This is a genomic window from Dyadobacter sp. HNCC25DJ185, from assembly GCF_056895195.1.
This window is the reverse complement of sequence record NZ_JBXHAR010000005.1, coordinates 117,780-134,470: the sequence shown is the minus strand read 5'-3', so window position 1 is coordinate 134,470 and position 16,691 is coordinate 117,780. Positions and strand designations below refer to the sequence as shown.

The 16,691-nt window shown below is 51.6% G+C and carries 13 protein-coding genes; 9 read left to right on the top strand and 4 right to left on the bottom strand.

What is annotated here, in order from left to right; translation table 11 throughout:
- The first annotated feature begins 157 nt into the window (after positions 1 to 157).
- A complete protein-coding gene (locus AC1XUF_RS15565) occupies positions 158 to 661 on the top strand; it encodes a methylated-DNA--[protein]-cysteine S-methyltransferase (RefSeq protein ID WP_483342732.1) in 504 nt (167 codons plus the stop codon).
- A 10-nt stretch (positions 662 to 671) separates the two neighbouring features.
- Entirely contained in the window at positions 672 to 1,307 is a 636-nt protein-coding gene (locus AC1XUF_RS15560) for a DNA-3-methyladenine glycosylase family protein (RefSeq protein WP_483342731.1), read from the top strand.
- A gap of 19 nt (positions 1,308 to 1,326) precedes the next feature.
- On the opposite strand, the gene AC1XUF_RS15555 is transcribed toward AC1XUF_RS15560, so the two are convergent.
- Positions 1,327 to 1,833: an RICIN domain-containing protein gene (locus AC1XUF_RS15555; RefSeq protein ID WP_483342730.1), complete on the bottom strand. Its 507-nt coding sequence runs from the start codon at positions 1,831 to 1,833 to the stop codon at positions 1,327 to 1,329.
- A 219-nt stretch (positions 1,834 to 2,052) separates the two neighbouring features.
- Here AC1XUF_RS15555 and AC1XUF_RS15550 point away from each other — a divergent pair, with 219 nt between their 5' ends.
- From AC1XUF_RS15550 to AC1XUF_RS15535, 4 genes are read left to right on the top strand one after another with little or no spacing between them, the layout of a single operon-like run.
- On the top strand, positions 2,053 to 2,733 hold the full coding sequence (locus AC1XUF_RS15550; RefSeq protein ID WP_483342729.1) for an RNA polymerase sigma-70 factor: 681 nt from the start codon (positions 2,053 to 2,055) through the stop codon (positions 2,731 to 2,733).
- 6 nt (positions 2,734 to 2,739) lie between these two features.
- Positions 2,740 to 3,735, top strand: coding sequence for a FecR family protein (locus AC1XUF_RS15545; protein WP_483342728.1), 996 nt, complete (start codon positions 2,740 to 2,742; stop codon positions 3,733 to 3,735).
- Between the two features lie 3 nt (positions 3,736 to 3,738).
- Positions 3,739 to 7,239, top strand: a complete 3,501-nt coding sequence (locus tag AC1XUF_RS15540; RefSeq protein ID WP_483342727.1) for a SusC/RagA family TonB-linked outer membrane protein — start codon at positions 3,739 to 3,741, stop codon at positions 7,237 to 7,239.
- 41 nt (positions 7,240 to 7,280) lie between these two features.
- The gene (locus AC1XUF_RS15535; RefSeq protein ID WP_483342726.1) at positions 7,281 to 8,846 is read left to right on the top strand and encodes a RagB/SusD family nutrient uptake outer membrane protein; all 1,566 of its coding nucleotides are present in this window, start codon (positions 7,281 to 7,283) and stop codon (positions 8,844 to 8,846) included.
- An 88-nt stretch (positions 8,847 to 8,934) separates the two neighbouring features.
- Here the strand turns inward: AC1XUF_RS15535 and AC1XUF_RS15530 are convergent, their stop codons facing one another.
- On the bottom strand, positions 8,935 to 9,105 hold the full coding sequence (locus tag AC1XUF_RS15530; protein ID WP_483342725.1) for a hypothetical protein: 171 nt from the start codon (positions 9,103 to 9,105) through the stop codon (positions 8,935 to 8,937).
- A 49-nt stretch (positions 9,106 to 9,154) separates the two neighbouring features.
- Between AC1XUF_RS15530 and AC1XUF_RS15525 the strand changes: the two genes are divergently transcribed.
- Both AC1XUF_RS15525 and AC1XUF_RS15520 read left to right on the top strand, forming a co-directional pair.
- The gene (locus tag AC1XUF_RS15525) at positions 9,155 to 10,012 is read left to right on the top strand and encodes a DUF4380 domain-containing protein (protein ID WP_483342724.1); all 858 of its coding nucleotides are present in this window, start codon (positions 9,155 to 9,157) and stop codon (positions 10,010 to 10,012) included.
- A 26-nt stretch (positions 10,013 to 10,038) separates the two neighbouring features.
- On the top strand, positions 10,039 to 12,204 hold the full coding sequence (locus AC1XUF_RS15520; RefSeq protein WP_483342723.1) for an outer membrane protein assembly factor BamB family protein: 2,166 nt from the start codon (positions 10,039 to 10,041) through the stop codon (positions 12,202 to 12,204).
- 95 nt (positions 12,205 to 12,299) lie between these two features.
- Here the strand turns inward: AC1XUF_RS15520 and AC1XUF_RS15515 are convergent, their stop codons facing one another.
- Positions 12,300 to 14,105 carry a cytochrome c peroxidase gene (locus AC1XUF_RS15515; RefSeq protein ID WP_483342722.1) on the bottom strand — a complete coding sequence of 602 codons (1,806 nt, stop codon included), beginning with the start codon at positions 14,103 to 14,105 and terminating at the stop codon, positions 12,300 to 12,302.
- Positions 14,106 to 14,191: 86 nt separating this feature from the next.
- Positions 14,192 to 15,640, bottom strand: a complete 1,449-nt coding sequence (locus tag AC1XUF_RS15510) for a hypothetical protein (protein WP_483342721.1) — start codon at positions 15,638 to 15,640, stop codon at positions 14,192 to 14,194.
- A gap of 189 nt (positions 15,641 to 15,829) precedes the next feature.
- On the opposite strand from AC1XUF_RS15510, the gene AC1XUF_RS15505 reads away from it, so the two are divergent.
- Positions 15,830 to 16,651, top strand: coding sequence for an alpha/beta fold hydrolase (locus tag AC1XUF_RS15505; protein ID WP_483342720.1), 822 nt, complete (start codon positions 15,830 to 15,832; stop codon positions 16,649 to 16,651).
- Positions 16,652 to 16,691 lie beyond the last annotated feature (40 nt).

The following is a 16,691-nucleotide window of genomic DNA, read 5'->3' as shown; positions in this document are numbered from 1 at the left end:
GCAGACAGAACAAAAACCAGCGGTAGAAACGTTGCCCTCATAGTCCGTGCCTAAATTTGAGTAAGTTGCATTTGTAATCAACACCGGTTACCTGGCAATACACTGCTGATGAGGCATCTATTGCAGCATAATTGATCAATGCATACTTTTTGACCATATGGACCTTTACTTCAAAACCATTGGATCGCCGGTAGGCCGGTTGACGCTGATTGCGACCAACGTGGCGCTGCGGGCTGTACGATGGGAGCGCGACGGCACGCAGAACGGGAAGACCGGCGAAGAGATCGAAAACGAAAATCACCCGATACTTCTGGAAACCGAAAAGCAACTGAACGAATATTTTGCCGGAAACCGGAAAGTATTTGATCTGGAACTGGACTTCAAAGGGACCGAATTCCAGAAGAAAGTGTGGTACGCCATGATGGAAATTCCTTTCGGCGAAACAAGGACTTATGGCCAGATCGCCAGGCAAATCGGTAGCCCCGAAGCCGTACGGGCCGTTGGTGGTGCCGCTAATAAAAATCCGATCCCCATCATTGGTCCTTGTCACCGGATCATTGGCGCCGACGGTAAACTGGTCGGTTTCGGCGGCGGACTAACCAATAAAACCCTTTTACTGGACATCGAAAGACCGCGTGCACAGCTTACTTTGTGGGACTAAAGAAAATTGCATGTTTCAAACATTTTCACCGGACGATTTCCAGCATGCCTGCGATCAACTGGCGCTCGGGGACGAAGACCTGTCCGAAATCATCAAAGCGCATGGTTACCCGCCCCTGTGGACGCGGCCCAATTCATTTGAAACGCTCGTCCACATTATCCTGGAAGAACAAGTCTCGCTGGCCTCTGCTCTGGCGGCACTGAAAAAATTACAGGCAAAAACAGTGCTCTTAGCTCCTGCGAATCTACTTCAACTCAGTGATGAAGAGTTGAAAGCCTGCTATGTTAGTCGGCAAAAGGCTTCCTACATTCGGGGACTGGCAGACGCGCTTGAAACCGGGAAGCTCGACCTGGCCGCGTTGGAGGGAAGTTCTGATGAAGAAGTGAGGACCATACTCACCGCGATGAAAGGAATTGGCAACTGGACGACTGATATCTATTTAATGTTTGTGCTGAGAAGGGCCGATATTTTTCCGATCGGTGACCTGGCTGCGGTAAATGCATTAAAAAGGGCCAAAAAACTCGCGAAAGATACTCCAAGGCAAAGCCTGCTCGAAATCGCAGCACAGTGGCAGCCCTACCGCACAATGGCTACCATGATCCTTTGGCATCATTATCTTTCTTCACCTTCCAGAAATAAGCTCTGAAAAAATGTCGTTCCGGTCCTCACATCGTCGGCGACTGCTGATAGATCATCCATTCCTGCTCTGGCGTGTTCCTTTTTTGAGCCACGATTACTGCAGAATTGACACCCTCTTTATCTACAACCGACGGTGTGACATAAAGGTCGGAGCCTTTGACCCTGATGAGATAAGTGTCCTTCCTTACTTTCACAAATTCATATTCCTGCCCTGCATGGCCAGGTACGAGCGGCTGTTCTTCAAATGCCGTGCCGTCTGAGGCCGTCCCTATGGGCTGGAATGTTTTATGTGTAAATAGATTTTCCAGCTGATAGGTATTGGGCCCCACGCTTTTGAAATCCCAGGTCATGCACTTCCAGTTTTGAGGATAATACGATACCAGCGGCGTGCCGTTTTTGGAAGAAGCGTCTTTCACACGCAAAAGCATACCGGTTTTAACATTCTTGATCGCGTAAGTGCCTTTGATATCTTGTGAAAACGCATTTGAAAATAGGCCGATACTGATGAACAGACCTGCAAACAGCAATTTCATAGGTGATCCGGGTTAGGTGAAGTCTGAAAAACAACCTGTAAATCTAACCAATTACAGGCCAAAAACCGAACTGTGATTTTATTTGGCAATTATCCTTTTATCATGGAATTATATTCCGTTTAAAAGTATTTCACTTTTTTATTATTTGCAGTATAGGGAAAAGTAGTAGTTTTTTGTCTGGGTGGTGTAATTGTACCAAGCACCGTGGACACCATTCAAATGACTTCATTTTCCGCACGTGATCTTCATGAAGATTTGCCGGATCCTCCTCACGAAGCTTTCCGAAAAACGCTTGGCGACGGTTCGCCGGGCGACGCCTCGCCGGGCGACGCTATCCTCACGGACGACGAATTCCTGCTCAGAAAGGAATTCGGGAACAATCCCGAGAAAGCTTGCGAGCTGCTCTTCAGGAGGTATTATGTCAATCTCTGTAGCCATGCCATCCGGTTTGTACATTCACGCGAAACAGCCGAAGATATTGTCTCCGAGATTTTTACGGTATTCTGGCAGAATCAGACCTACCAGCAGGTGACCACTTCCTACCGGGCTTACCTGTACAAATCCGTGAGGCACCGGGCCTACAACCACTTGAAATGGCAAATGAAATTCGCCCAGGCCGCCGACGATTCTACCCAAAGCTCCGACGCCCCCAATCCCGACGAAGCACTGCAATACACCGAGCTGCATCAGAAAATCGAGCATATCATCCGTGACCTGCCGCCACAGTGCCGCAGGGCTTACATCCTGAAACGCGTGGAAGGAAAGAAATACCAGGAGATCGCGGACGAGCTCAAGATCAGCCCCAAGGCGGTTGAAGCGTTGGTCAGCCGGGCGCTGGTACGCCTCCGAAAAGAACTGTCCATGCACTGGATCCTGCTGATCCTTCTTTTTCTTAATTAAACATCCATGAAGGAACCTATCATCAAACAGTTGCTATTTGATTTTTTCGATGGCAATACCACTTCCATGCAGCGAAAGCTTGTGGAAGAATGGCTGTCTGACCCAAATAACGAAGACTTGTACTACCAGTACCTCGACGAATGGGAAAGTGCGCATCCGCAATTCCAGCCCGACGCCGACCAGGCCCTGGAAAATTTCCGGACGAAGCTGGGCGGAGCGCATTCAGATCAGGCCGGATGGGAAAGCGGGATACGTGCTGAACGATATTCCGGCTATCACCGCTGGGCCTGGGCCGCTGCCGCTGCCTGCCTGGCCCTCGCCTCCTGTTTTATTTTCAAAAAACAAATCCTTTACCGCTCGCTCCAGTCTGTTATGGGCAGTACAGTTTGCTATAAACTTTCGGAGGGGACAGAAGTGCTGCTGAATTCCAATTCCACCTTACTGGTCCCACGATTTGGTTTTGCGAATGACACCCGCGAAGTGTTTCTGGAAGGGGAAGCGGAATTCAAGGTAACCCATACCCGCCACAACGACCGATTTATAGTCCATATGGGCGACCATTACCAGATTGAAGTGCTCGGCACCGAATTCGTGGCCTTCTCCCGGGAGCGCGGTAAACGGGTCTTCCTGAAACAGGGTAAGGTGAAGTTACAGCTGCCGGAAGGAAAGCAATTGTACATGAAACCCGGTAACCTCTTTGTCTCTGACAAAAACGGTGCGTTTAACCTGACCCGCCCTGCCGATCCCCGGCCTTATACAGCCTGGAAAGACCAGACCTTTTATTTTGACAATACCCTGCTCTCCAATGTGGCCTTACAAATACACGAGCAGTTCGGGGTTCAGGTACGTATCCCCGACACGCTGCTGGCCAATCGCCGGATCGCCGGCACTTACAAAGCCGTGCATGCGGATGACTTACTGCAGATTTTATCCGAGCTGATGCAAATCGAGATTACCCAGAAAGAGGATTACATCGAACTGTCTACCCCAAAAATTCCCTAATTTATGTCCAACCAATTACTTAAGAGATCAGGGCTGAGTTTGTGCATGCTGTTCCTGACATTCGCCGGAATGGCACAAACCGTCGCATTCCTGCAGGCTGCCCGGCATCAGCCCACATCAAGAAATGTCCCCGAAGCGCAGAAATTGCGCGATGTGCTGCTCGAACTGGGCCGAAAATACCAGGTTAACATTGTATTTGAAGAAGCAACTGTGCAAGGCATTACCATCCAGCCGGCACCGGAGCCGGGCACGGCGAAATTGGAAAAACGCCTGGAAGGACTGCTGAACCCCAACCAGCTGGAGTTCAAAAAATCAGGCCGGGGCACGTACCTGATCGTCAGGAAACAGCCGCGGAAAACAGCATACGAGGACGACAAGCCCGCCGCACCCACCGCCGGGGAGGCAATGCTGCCTGTGCCGGCCATTCCTGGCGAAGTCCATTTTTCGGCTGAGCGCCAGGTAGTTGAAATTCCCGTCAAAGGCCGCGTCCTTGATTCTAAAGGCGACGGGCTGCCTGGCGTGAGCATTGTGGTGCGCGGTACAAACCGGGGTGTGATCACGGACAATGCAGGCAATTACCAGCTTTCGGTCGACGACGGCAATGCCGTGCTGATATTCAGCTTTGTTGGGTTTACAAGTCAGGAGATCCCGGTGGGAAACCGCTCGACCATTGATGTTACCCTGGCCGAAAATGTGAATGCGCTGGAGGAATTTGTAGTGGTGGGTTATGGAGAGCAATCCCGAAAAGACCTCGTGGGTTCGGTAGGCGTTGTTTCCCGGAAAAGTTTTGGGGATGTCGGGGTAAGCAACACCTCCCAGTTGCTGCAGGGAAAAATAGCCGGGGTACAGGTGATCAACAACAGTGGCGTGCCGGGTTCGGGCGCGCAGATCGTCGTGAGAGGAACGGGGTCGTTTACCAACTCCGCTCCGCTTTATGTGATCGACGGGATCCAGAGCGATGCGACTATGTTCAACTCGCTGAGCCCTTATGACATTGAGTCGATCAGTGTACTGAAAGACGCCTCTTCGGTGGCAATCTATGGGGCGCAAGGTGCTAATGGGGTGGTTGTGGTGACCACCAGGCTTCCTAAAACCGGTAAGCCGAAAATCACCTACAATGGATATGTGGGCTTTTCCAGACCATGGAAACAGTTTGACATGCTCAATGCGCAGCAATATACCGATCTGGTAAAAGAATGGTATACCAATTACGGCCAGCCGCTTCCTCCCAGGCTGTCGACGCCCGAAGCGAACATTACCAAGACCGACTGGCAGAAAGAAATGTTCCGCACCGGCAAAATCAGCGAACACCACATCAATATTGGCGGCGGCACCGAACATGTTACTTACAGCTTTTCAACCGGCTATACCAAGCAGGAGAGCCAGGTGGTGGATATGAGCTTCACCCGCGCCAATTTCCGCTTCAATCTGGAAGAGTTTGTGGGAAAACGCATTAAACTGGGCCAGCAACTCAATATCCGCTACCAGCTTACAGATGGCAATACTGCCAACATCCTGAACGGCTTGAGAATGCCGCCGTACATTTCCGTTCTGGACCCGACGAATACATTGGGCGGGTACGGCATTGCAACCAGCGCGAAGGATGGGAACGATTCCCAAAACCCGTTGATCGTGCCAAACCTGTACGATACCAAAAACCGTAACCTCAACAATTACCTCCAGTTGTATGGAGAACTGGATATCCTGGACGGTTTGAAATTCCGTACGCAGTTTGGCGGCACCTATAATTTTAGCCAGAACTATTCCTATAACCCCACTTACGCCGGTAACCAGCTGGTAACCCAAAGCCAGATCTCGGAAGGTTACGGCTATAACCTGAGCTACATTCTCGAAAACTATTTTACTTATAACAAACAGTTCAAAAACCACGGATTGGGCATTACAGCTGGAAATTCTTATCGCGACGGGCACCTCTCCCGCTCGGTAAGCCTGGTCGGAAGTAACTTCGCCAATGAGGAAATTCACCAGATAGGCGTGGCCAAAACCGTGATTTTCGGTTCCGGGCTGGCCAATTCCAATGCACGGTTTATCTCCTATTTCGCCCGTGTCAACTATAATTTCAAAGAGAAATATATCCTGACACTGACCGGCCGCCGCGATGCGACCTCACTGTTCGCCAAAGAAAACCGGGTTGGTTACTTTCCGTCCGCGGGACTTGGGTGGCGCGTTTCAGATGAGCAATTCATGAAGTCCGTCGCCTTTATTTCAGACCTGAAACTCCGCGCCAGCTGGGGAAAAACCGGAAACTCCAACATCAACGGCTTCTCCTACCAATCGACCGTATGGACAGGAAGCGGTAACAGCGTGGTGTACCCGCTCGGGACCAGCGAAACACTGACGAACGGTGCCACGGTAGCCATTCCTTCTACGCCTAACCTGAAATGGGAAGAAACTTCCACCCTGGATTTCGGATTGGATGCATCGTTTTTCAAAAAGAAACTGACACTCAGCGCGGGTTACTACAACCGTCTGAACAAGGACCTGCTGGTAGAGGTACCCCTGCCATTATCCACCGGCTACGGCGGTGTAAGCGGCGCTTCAAGCAGCCAGTTGATCAACGCGGCGTCGGCATTCAACCGTGGGTTTGAGCTGACACTGGGATACAATGGAAATACAGATAAAGGACTGACTTACAGCATCAACGTAAACGGCTCGTACAACAAAAACAGGGTGAGGTCACTGGGTACGCAGGATGCTGTGCCCATCGTGGACGGCTCGTTCTATTCGGTGCCAGCCATGTCGCGGACAGAAGTGGGCCAGCCGATCGGCGCATTTTACGGATATGTGTACGACCACGTGGCGATCGACAACGCGGATGTAGAGAAGTACAACGCACTGGCCCGTGCGGCAGGAGGCGCTTCCGACGCCGAGTACCAGGCAGGGCTGCTCCCGGGCGACCGGATTTTCAAGGACCTCAACGGGGACGGGAAAGTGACCGATGCCGACCAGACATTCCTTGGCAGCCCCATCCCGAAGTTCACCTATGGCGTCGATATCAATCTCAATTACAAAAACTTTGACCTGATGGCGACCCTGCAGGGCCTGGCCGGTGTGGATATCATTAATGGTACGAAATACTATCTCGAAGGTGTTGCGCTTCCATTCAATACCAAAACAACGGTACTCGACCGCTGGCAAAATCCGGGTGATATTACCGACATCGCCCGCGCCGGACAGAATTACGGTACAGCGGCTAACCTCCGGAACTCTTCCTGGTATGTCGAAAACGGCGCCTACGCCCGGATCCGTAACCTGACGCTCGGCTACACCGTCCCCGGCCCAAAGATCAAGCCCTTTACAGGAAATGTGCTTTCCAGCCTGCGGGTGTATATCACCGCCCAGAACCTGATGACATTCACGAAATATTCAGGCTATGATCCCGAAGTGACAGGTAGCGGCAACTTCATTTTCGGAAGAGGGATCGATACCGGCCAGGTACCACAGCCACGCACGCTGATGTTCGGTATCCAGGCGGGATTTTGAGTTTTGAAAAAATTTAATGTTGTATAAAATCAGGAACAACAATGAAAAGTTTAAAAATACTGGCACTCTCCATCGTATTTCTGTCGGGCTGCAGCGACAAGCTCCTCGACGTCAAAAACGAGAACACTTATACCGACGAGACTTATTTCAAAACACAGGTACAGTTCAATGAATCCGTGCTGGCGACTTATGCGGTGTTCAGCCACATGGGCATGATGTCGAGGGAATGGTACTTCATCTTCGACCTCCTTGCCAACGAGGCCGAAAGGTCCAGTGCATTGGTGGGTACCGAATTGCAGCTGACCGATTACAGTTTTACCAATAACAATGAAGATATCGTTGGCCTGTGGGCATCTCTCTACCGCATGATCTTCCGGGCAAACCTGGCCCTGAAAGTGATGGACACCTGGGAACCTGCCAATGCCACCGAAACCGCGCAAAAGGCACAGTACATTGCCGAGGCACACTGGCTGAGGGGGTTCGCCTATTTCAACCTGGTTACCAACTGGGGTCGCGTCCCTTTGAAAATGACCTATGAGGATTCGAAAACGAACTCAGCGCCGCGGGCTTCCGTGGATGAGGTCTGGAAAGTGGTGGAAAGCGAGTTCACATTGGCGATCCCCGATCTGCCCGTGGCTTACCCTGCGGACCAGACAGGCCGTGCGACCAAAGGTGCAGCGATCGGATTTTTGGGCAAAACTTACCTTTTCCAGAAAAAATACGACCAGGCTGCCGAGCAGCTCGTAAAACTGACGGCCGCGCCCTACACCTATGCGCTTGATCCGAAGTACGACCATTTGTTTGGAGAAGATAACATCAACACGCCCGAGGTGCTTTTTGCGGTGAACCATACCTATACCACTTCCAACACCCAATATTATATGTTTGGCGGTTGGGAAGGCGAAGACGGCAAGACGTTCCACACCGGCCGCGCGCAGGAATACGGTTTCAATGACTGGGAAAACGTAACGATTTCCAACGCGCTGGTGGCGGCCCACAAATACACCGATCCCGCGACAGGCGCGGCGGGCTACATTGACCCAAGAGCGAAATACACATTCTATGGCGCTGCGTCAAACGGAGGCGATACCGAATATTGCGATTTTTGCGCTGCGGGCCCGATCAAATATCCATACGATTTTTACAGCAACCGCTACCGCAAATATGAGCCTTACGAATTTCAAAAATACACGGAGGCACCCATGAGCGGTATCAATACCCACGTGATGCGCTATGCGGATGTACTGCTGATGCTCACCGAAGCGAACATAGAAAAAGGAACCCCCAACATTCCGGCGGCGATCGGATATATGAACCAGGTCAGGAACCGGCCCGATGTGATGGCTAAAAACTACCCGACGTCTTTATCACAAACCGAGGCGCGCGAAGCAGTCCGCCGCGAGCGCCGCATCGAACTGGCCGGCGAACAGTCGCGATGGTTCGACCTCGTCCGCTGGGGCATTGCAAAGGAAACGCTGAATGCGGAGCACCCCGCCGGGCCGGGCCAGCAGCCGTTTTTGGATAAACACGTTTTACTGCCTATCCCTATCGCCGAACGTAACTCCAATCCCGCACTCGCGGCGGATATTGCCAATGATTGGAATTGATCTTGGGTAATTAAAGTTGTCAGCCTGAGCCCCCGACTTGCCACACTGATCGTCTAAACTTGTCACACCGAGTGGGGTCGAAAGTGCACTACTGGCCGGGCACGATGTAGAAAAGCGTTGTGCCCGGCCAGAAAAAGCCTTCGACCGCCCGGCCCGGTCCGCTCAGGTTGACAAAAGCGCTAAGGATAATACTGAATTTGAACTTTATCAAATAATTAAAGTAAGTGAGCCGGATAACGCTAATACGCTTCTTTACCATAGCATGCCTTTTGACAGCAGGCTCGGGTTTGTTGGCTCAGAAGTCAAAATTGGCTATTCCCGTTGAAAAGGACGGGAAATACACGATCACACTGAAAGACCAGGTCATGCGCATCGACCCCGCCAAGGGTGGCCGCATTACGAACCTGCTTCTGAATGGTGAAGACTTCCTGACCGACAGCACGGTCAACCATTTCAATTGGGGATCCACTTTCTGGTTCAGCCCGCAAAGTGACTGGGACTGGCCGCCTTCTGCGGTGATCGACAATAAGCCTTATCGTGCGTCGGCAGAAAATGGTATCGTTAAAATGATCAGCGGGCAAGATCCCAAGACCGGCCTGGTGGTTACGAAAGAGATTTCCGGAGATCTCAAAAACGGTGCATTTGTGTTGAAATACATCATTACCAATCATTCCGCCCAAGCCCGGAAAGTGGCCCCCTGGGAGGTCACGCGGGTCAAGCCAAACGGGCTTGCTTTTTTCCCGGTCGGAAAAGACAGTGCGAGGGGCGGGTTGCTATCTTCCACTTCCATTCAAAAAGGTATTTTTTATTACCCATATCAAAGGGAGAAACTGCCCGCCAAAGGCGACCGGCAAATCTACGCCGACGGTTCGGAAGGCTGGCTGGCGCAAGTGAACGGGGATGCGATACTGGTTAAAAAGTTTCCCGATGTACCGTTGGAACAAAATGCGCCCAAAGAGGGGGAAGTGGAGCTTTTCGCAAGTGAAGTAACCCCTTCCAATTCTGGCTACGTCGAAATTGAGCACCAGGGGCCATATCTCGAACTGTCGCCGGGTGCCTCTGCTGTTTGGGAAACCAGATGGTTTTTACGAAAATTGCCTGCCGGGACCAAGGCATTCCCCGGTGAAAAGTCCCTGGTGGAATACGTCAGAAAAATAGTAAAATGAAGTTCCTTTTGCCTTATACGACTGGCATGAAAAAACATAAAACCCGATTCCTCAACCCGCTTTCTGGCCCGCTGATCGCCATTTTCTCCTTTGTTCTCTTCGTCGCTTACCAAACCAGCAGGGATGAAGACCGCACCTGGGGCTTTTACAAGGCCGACCCGCACAGCACAAGCTACTCGCCGCTGGACCAGATCAATACTTCCAATGTAGCACAATTGCAGCCGGCCTGGACTTTTGCGTTGAAGGATATCAAAGAAGGCGGTCGTCCGGGCAGCAGCGAATGCAACCCGATCATTATCGATGGTGTGATGTATGCCACCTCGGCCAAGCATTGGGTGTACGCGGTAAATGCCTCAACCGGTGAAAAAAAATGGGAGTTTGACCCTTTTTTCGGTGCAGAAGGCGGCGGCGTGAGCCGCGGGCTGACCTACTGGGAGGATGGTGACCGCGACAAACGGATCCTGGTAACAGGCGGGGATAATCTTTTCGCGTTGGATATCAAAACCGGTAAGCCCATTCCGGATTTCGGCAACGACGGCAAAGTAAGCATGAATGTGGGATTGCGGGATGCACCCGAAACCATTTCTGTTATCCCTACTTCACCGGGCATTATTTATAAAGATCTATTGATCATGGGTGCCGAGGTATCCGAATTGTACGGTGCCCAGCCTGGGTATATCAGGGCCTACCATTGCAAAACAGGCAAACTCGTGTGGACATTCCATACCATCCCGCTCCCCGGCGAGGCCGGCTACGAAACCTGGCCGAAAGAAGCCTACAAATATGCGGGCGGCGCCAACGACTGGGGAGGCATGAGCATCGACCTCCAACGCGGAATGGTGTTCCTGGCAACCGGATCGCCCACATACGATTATTACGGGGCCGACAGGAAGGGCCAGAATTTATATGGAAACAGTGTGGTCGCATTGGACGCCGCTACCGGCAAGCACATCTGGCATTTCCAAACCGTACACCACGACCTCTGGGATTACGACCTCCCCTGCCCTCCCAACCTGGTGACTGTCGAACGCAATGGCAAACCGGTGGATGCGGTAGCGCAGGTTTCCAAGCACGGCTTCATTTTTGTTTTTAACCGCGAAACCGGCGAACCGCTTTTCCCCATCGAAGAGCGCAAAGTACCTGCTTCCAATATTCCCGGCGAGGAAGCCTGGCCTACCCAGCCTTTCCCCCTGAAACCCAAGCCTTTCGCAAGACAGTATATGTCGGAAGCGGACCTGACCCATTATACGGACGCCGGTCACGATACCATTGTGAAAAAATACCGCTCCATGCGCTACGAAGGCCTTTTTACCCCACCCGATTTGAAAGGCACCCTGATGCTGCCCGGCTCGCGGGGCGGGGCGGAATGGGGCGGGGCGGCTTTTGATCCCCAAAGCAGCGTACTATTTGTGAAGTCCAATGATTCCCCCGAGATCGAGTCCATGAAAAAGGTGGACCTGGAAGAAGAATCCAAGAATATGTCTGTTTTTCAACAGGGCAAATCGCTTTATATGACTTATTGCGTGGCTTGCCACGGCAAGGACAAAAATGGCGACGAGCCAACGTACCCCTCATTGATTGGCTTGCGCAACCGGATGACGCGGGAGGCTGCGCTGGACAAGATCAAAAAAGGCGGAGGCAAAATGCCAGCATTTGCCAGCGTGGTCAAAGGAAAAGAAAAGGCGATCATTGCGTTTCTATACGAAAGAGAGCAGCAAAGCACCAATGCAGTCACGAAGTTCGAAACCGGCAAAACCAAACCGGGCGCAGACAAATACCTCAATCTGACGGCTTACGGACATTTCCGCGACCCGGACGGCAACCCCGCGCTCAGGCCGCCCTGGGGAACGCTGAGCGCTGTTAACCTCACTACCGGAGAATACGAATGGCAGATCCCGCTGGGCAACGACGACAAAAGACAACCGAAAGACGGACCAGAGACCGGACAGGAAGGGTCCGCCGGACCGATCGTCACGGCAGGCGGCCTTGTTTTCATCAGCGGCACCAACGACAGGAAACTCCGCGCATTCGACAAAAAGACAGGCAAGCTGCTCTGGAAAACAGATCTTCCCGGTGTGGCCAATGCCACCGCCTGTACGTACCTGAGTGGCAGGAAGCAATATGTCGCATTGTCGGTGGGCGGAACGAAAGAAAATCCGTCAGGCTTTATTATGGCTTTCAAAGTACCCTGATACACCTATCTACAGAAGCATCTGATATCCAATTGATTTGCACAGGAAAGTTATCGTTCCGTCTGATAACGCCTTGCAACCGGCCGCTGGCACGGCTAGAGTATTTTCATGAAAGCCACCAGGCTCTTTTTCTCACCGGCAGTCAGGCTCAGCTTGTCAAACGGCAATGTCTGGTTGTCCAGGTCAAACCCTAACCCATTGCCGCCGCCTTTGTCGTAGAAATCGACCACTTCTTCCAGCGTTCTGAAAACACCGTTGTGCATATAGGGCGCAGTTTTTGAAATATGTCGCACCGTTGGCGTCTTGAACGCGTGCAAATGCGGTTCCCGTTTGGTCATTACATATTTGCCCACATCCGGGTCGACTTCTTTCCCTGCGGCTGTGGCCGGCGTGCCCAGTACCTCGCTTTCCGTTTCCTGGTATACCGGCGGAACCGTACCATTGAATAATGGAAAAAAGTGGCACGTCGCACACTTTCCTTTCCCCATAAAGATGTTGAAGCCTGATTTTTCTTCCGCTGTCAACGCCATGTTCTCGCCGCGGAAGTAACGGTCCAGTTTGGAATCGAGGGAGATCAGTGAGCGGATGTAGCTGGCGATCGCATTTTTGAGCGTGTGCTCTGTGATGCCGTCTTTGTAAGAACGCGCGAATAACTTGCGGTATTCCGGTTGTTGCTGCAATGCCTTCACCGCATCGGGTAAAGAGCCGTGCATTTCCTGCCGGTTCTGAATCACATCGCTGGCCTGGTCTTCCAGGAAGGCTACCCTTGAATCGGCAAACTGAACGGCCTGTAACGAAGCATTCAACAGTGTGGGCGCATTCCTGCTAATGCGTACGCCGTCAAACCCCACCGCAAAGCTTTTCGTTTCCCCATCGGTAAATGCTTTGTTCGGCTGATGGCAGGTTGCGCAGGTCCTGCCGTTTTTACCAGAAAGTACCGGGTTAAAGAAGAGCATTTCGCCAAGAGCGATCCGATCCGCGGTAGCATGTTGCTCGTCCAGGTTTACAAAATAATCTGCCTTGAAAATTCCCGAATCGGTCAGGTTACGGGCAGCGGGAGATAACAACCTGCTTTCGGTAAAAACGAGAATCCCCATTGATTTTTGAACATCTAGCAATAATGCACTTAACGGGTTCGCTTTTTCTTTGATAAAACCCAACCGGTCAAATCCATCAAAATCACCAGCTTTTTGCAAAGCGACAATGGCATTTTTAAAAGTGCTGTCCAGCTTTTGCGAGAGAGAAAGGTCTTGCTTTTCGATGTGATAACACATCAGATGTTCTTGTATGCTTTGCAGGGCGCTGGCCGCTTCGGGAAATGAATGAAAGGCAACGGGCGAATCGAAACCCGTAATGCCCAGCGTCTGAACGCGAAAAACTTCCAGCCGCATGGCGTCGAGGATATGGCTGTCGGTCAATTCGTTGCTTTCGGAGATCTTCCTCAGCCGGTTCACATTGGAGCGGATAACTGCCGCGTGCTGGACTGCATCCGCATAGCTGGCGGAATCAGTTCCTGGAAAGAGCAATTCTTCCAAAACCTGAAAACCTTCCGGCTGGTTAACCCGCAGGTCGTCGTCCACTTCCGGGATATTGGGCCCGTTGAGCGCCTTGGTAGTCTCCGGGCTGTAGTAGGCTGAAATAAACTCAACTCGCTTGTAGGCCAGGCGTGCTTGGCGAAATGCCGCCTGTACCGTTGCAGACGCACGCCGCGCTTTGATATCCGATTGCAGACGGGCCACGCAACTGTCCAGCTCATCGATATCGCGCATAAATTGCCTCTTCACCGTTTGAGAGGTGGTCGGTTCCGGTTTGCAGCGCGGCAGAACAAAAATGATAAAAAGAAAGAGGCCCGCCAGCGGCAACATATGGCGCGGCAGTCCTGGTTTTGACTTGGATAACATGAAAATGAAAGACAGGATTGGGAAACCTTGGCAAATACAAAAACGCCTGACCGGAGATTCCCGTCAGGCGTTCCAAATTAACAAGTTTAACGAGGCAAGCCTTCGATCAGAACAAGCTGACTAGCCTGGTTTTCGGCTTTGCGGACGGATCCGCCGTCAACGCCCTGATATTTTGCATCTCTCCAGGTATGTGCCTGTATACCAATCATAAACGTATTCGGACGGCCCGTCACATCTGATACGTCGATCATACCGCTGCTTTCCCATGATCCCAATTTGGACGTACCGCCTACATTGTATTTGTTAGCATCCGCCTCATTTCTGCGGTGGTCTATCTCCATGACAGGTGCCAGGTTTTTAGTGTTCAGATTGTACTGGTACACATAACCGTCGTGTGTTTCGTCACCATATCCGTTAGGGTCTTCCATGATGTACACGTAGTTGGTAGTTACGCAAACATTGTCGGGATCCTGAAACGTTTTTGCGATTCCAGCCCTGTCATCACCGTCCAATAAAACTTCCAGTTTTCCTTTTGACGGGTCGCTGGCATCGAGTGTCAGGCGGTAAACACGTCCGTATTTGGAGCGGGAGTAATCAGCGTTCACACCGGAATTGTCCTGGCCTGTTACGGCAAAAATCACTTCGCGACCGTTGGCTCCGCCGCCCTTACGATAATCAACATCTTCCACGCGGCCGAATTTGATGGCTTTCAGGTCATTTACTTTGGCATTGATCTGGGCACCGGTCAATGTTTTGTGGTTATCTATTTTGGCAAATTCGACATCGTACATAGTCCCTACCTTCATGTCCATTTCTTTTTGGTTATCATCCGACCGTTTCAGCATGAAAAGGGACCCGTTTTCAAGATCACCCACCGAATTAGCCAGATACATCGCCAGCTGACCTCCGTTTACATCCGAGTCGTCGTCGCCGATCAACACCACTGTTTTGCCGGGATAGGCCGATTTGGGCAACGGAAGGGCATTTTCTGCGCTCCATCTTCCCAATGCAGCTACCTCACGGGACATTCCTGCCTGGCTGGCACTGGCATCTACTGGTAACGCGTGCGTCCTGGATTCCTGTCCGCTTTCGCCACAAGTCAGGAACAAAGGGCCGAAGCCGTGTTCCAAAGGGGTAACCAGCGTGGCAGAACACAGACGCCAGGTCCCTCCGTCCGAATTAAGGACATATTCGCCTTTGACAGGCTTAAACGATTTGTCGAGCGTAATGCGGGACACGGCAAAATTGTCTTCATTGTTGACCAGGATGGTATAGTTACCATCAGGGTTCTGAAAAAGTCCGGCGCCATCCGCCGAGCCTCCGAAAATGTAATTGGGTGATTGCTCCAGTACGTCGTCGCTGCTGAGCAAAGAGTACAACCTGGCATTGGGTGCTCCCGGTAATAGTTTGGCAAGGACAGGCGTAACCGAACGGTTTGCAAGTGTGATGTCCGGACTGCCAGGCATACGATGGTCTTCACAGCCCGACAGGGCGAGCAGGCCAAATAGAGCCGCTGATGGTAACAGAAGTTTCATGGTGAGTATAAAAATTGTTTCTGTAAAACTAGTCCAGCACTATATTCCCCAGATGAAGCAGATATTACCAAAAGATTAAATCATTTGACAAAAACCGGAATGGCGGCGGCAGGAGGTTTCATCAATGGATTCTTTCAACCAAAAAAAGTATCTTCCCAAAAACTTTATTCACATTCAGCGACCACTAAAATGAGCAAGATCACTGTAAAGGACGGTACCGAAATTTATTACAAGGACTGGGGAACCGGGCAACCGATTGTCTTTCACCACGGCTGGCCATTATCCGGCGATGACTGGGACGGCCAAATGATGTTTTTCCTGAACCAGGGTTTCAGGGTCATTGCCCACGACCGCAGAGGTCACGGAAGGTCTACCCAAACGGCATTCGGCAATGACATGGATACGTATGCGGCAGATGTCGCCGAGCTCACCACAGCGCTGGACTTGAAAGATGCCATTCACATCGGCCACTCAACAGGTGGCGGCGAGGTGATCAGGTATGTGGCGAAATACGGCCAGGGCCGCGTTGCCAAAGCTGTGCTGATCAGTGCGGTTACCCCCCTTATGGTACAGACCGAAAGTAATCCGGAGGGTATCCCCATGTCGGTATTCGATGAAATACGGGAAGGGACTGCTACCAGGCGGCAACAATATTTCCAGGATTTTACCATTCCCTTCTATGGCTATAACCGCGAAGGTGCGGAAATTTCGCAGGGCATCAGGGATAACTGGTGGCGCCAGGGAATGATGGGCGGAATAAAAGCGCATTACGATTGTATCAAAGCGTTTTCCGAAACCGACTTCACCGAAGACCTGAAAAGCGTAGATGTGCCGGTGCTGGTGCTGCACGGCGAGGACGACCAGATCGTCCCATTCCATCTGACCGGCGCCAAGGCCCTGACCCTGCTCAAAAACGGCAAGCTTATTTCCTATCCAGGTTTTCCTCACGGCATGCCCACAACAGAGAGCGCGACCATCAATGCAGATCTGCTGGCCTTTATCAATTCCTGATGAATAGATAAAGCACCCACCATCCTGAAAACTAAAGAAG

What these genes read in the sequence shown, in the direction of transcription:
- AC1XUF_RS15540 (WP_483342727.1), top strand. Translation starts at nt 3,739, where the DNA reads ATGTCCAACCAATTACTTAAGAGATCAGGGCTGAGTTTGTGCATGCTG.
- AC1XUF_RS15565 (WP_483342732.1), top strand. Translation starts at nt 158, where the DNA reads ATGGACCTTTACTTCAAAACCATTGGATCGCCGGTAGGCCGGTTGACG.
- AC1XUF_RS15560 (WP_483342731.1), top strand. Translation starts at nt 672, where the DNA reads ATGTTTCAAACATTTTCACCGGACGATTTCCAGCATGCCTGCGATCAA.
- AC1XUF_RS15510 (WP_483342721.1), bottom strand. Translation starts at nt 15,640, where the DNA reads ATGAAACTTCTGTTACCATCAGCGGCTCTATTTGGCCTGCTCGCCCTG.
- AC1XUF_RS15505 (WP_483342720.1), top strand. Translation starts at nt 15,830, where the DNA reads ATGAGCAAGATCACTGTAAAGGACGGTACCGAAATTTATTACAAGGAC.
- AC1XUF_RS15545 (WP_483342728.1), top strand. Translation starts at nt 2,740, where the DNA reads ATGAAGGAACCTATCATCAAACAGTTGCTATTTGATTTTTTCGATGGC.
- AC1XUF_RS15515 (WP_483342722.1), bottom strand. Translation starts at nt 14,105, where the DNA reads ATGTTATCCAAGTCAAAACCAGGACTGCCGCGCCATATGTTGCCGCTG.
- AC1XUF_RS15535 (WP_483342726.1), top strand. Translation starts at nt 7,281, where the DNA reads ATGAAAAGTTTAAAAATACTGGCACTCTCCATCGTATTTCTGTCGGGC.
- AC1XUF_RS15555 (WP_483342730.1), bottom strand. Translation starts at nt 1,833, where the DNA reads ATGAAATTGCTGTTTGCAGGTCTGTTCATCAGTATCGGCCTATTTTCA.
- AC1XUF_RS15530 (WP_483342725.1), bottom strand. Translation starts at nt 9,105, where the DNA reads ATGGTAAAGAAGCGTATTAGCGTTATCCGGCTCACTTACTTTAATTAT.
- AC1XUF_RS15520 (WP_483342723.1), top strand. Translation starts at nt 10,039, where the DNA reads ATGAAAAAACATAAAACCCGATTCCTCAACCCGCTTTCTGGCCCGCTG.
- AC1XUF_RS15550 (WP_483342729.1), top strand. Translation starts at nt 2,053, where the DNA reads ATGACTTCATTTTCCGCACGTGATCTTCATGAAGATTTGCCGGATCCT.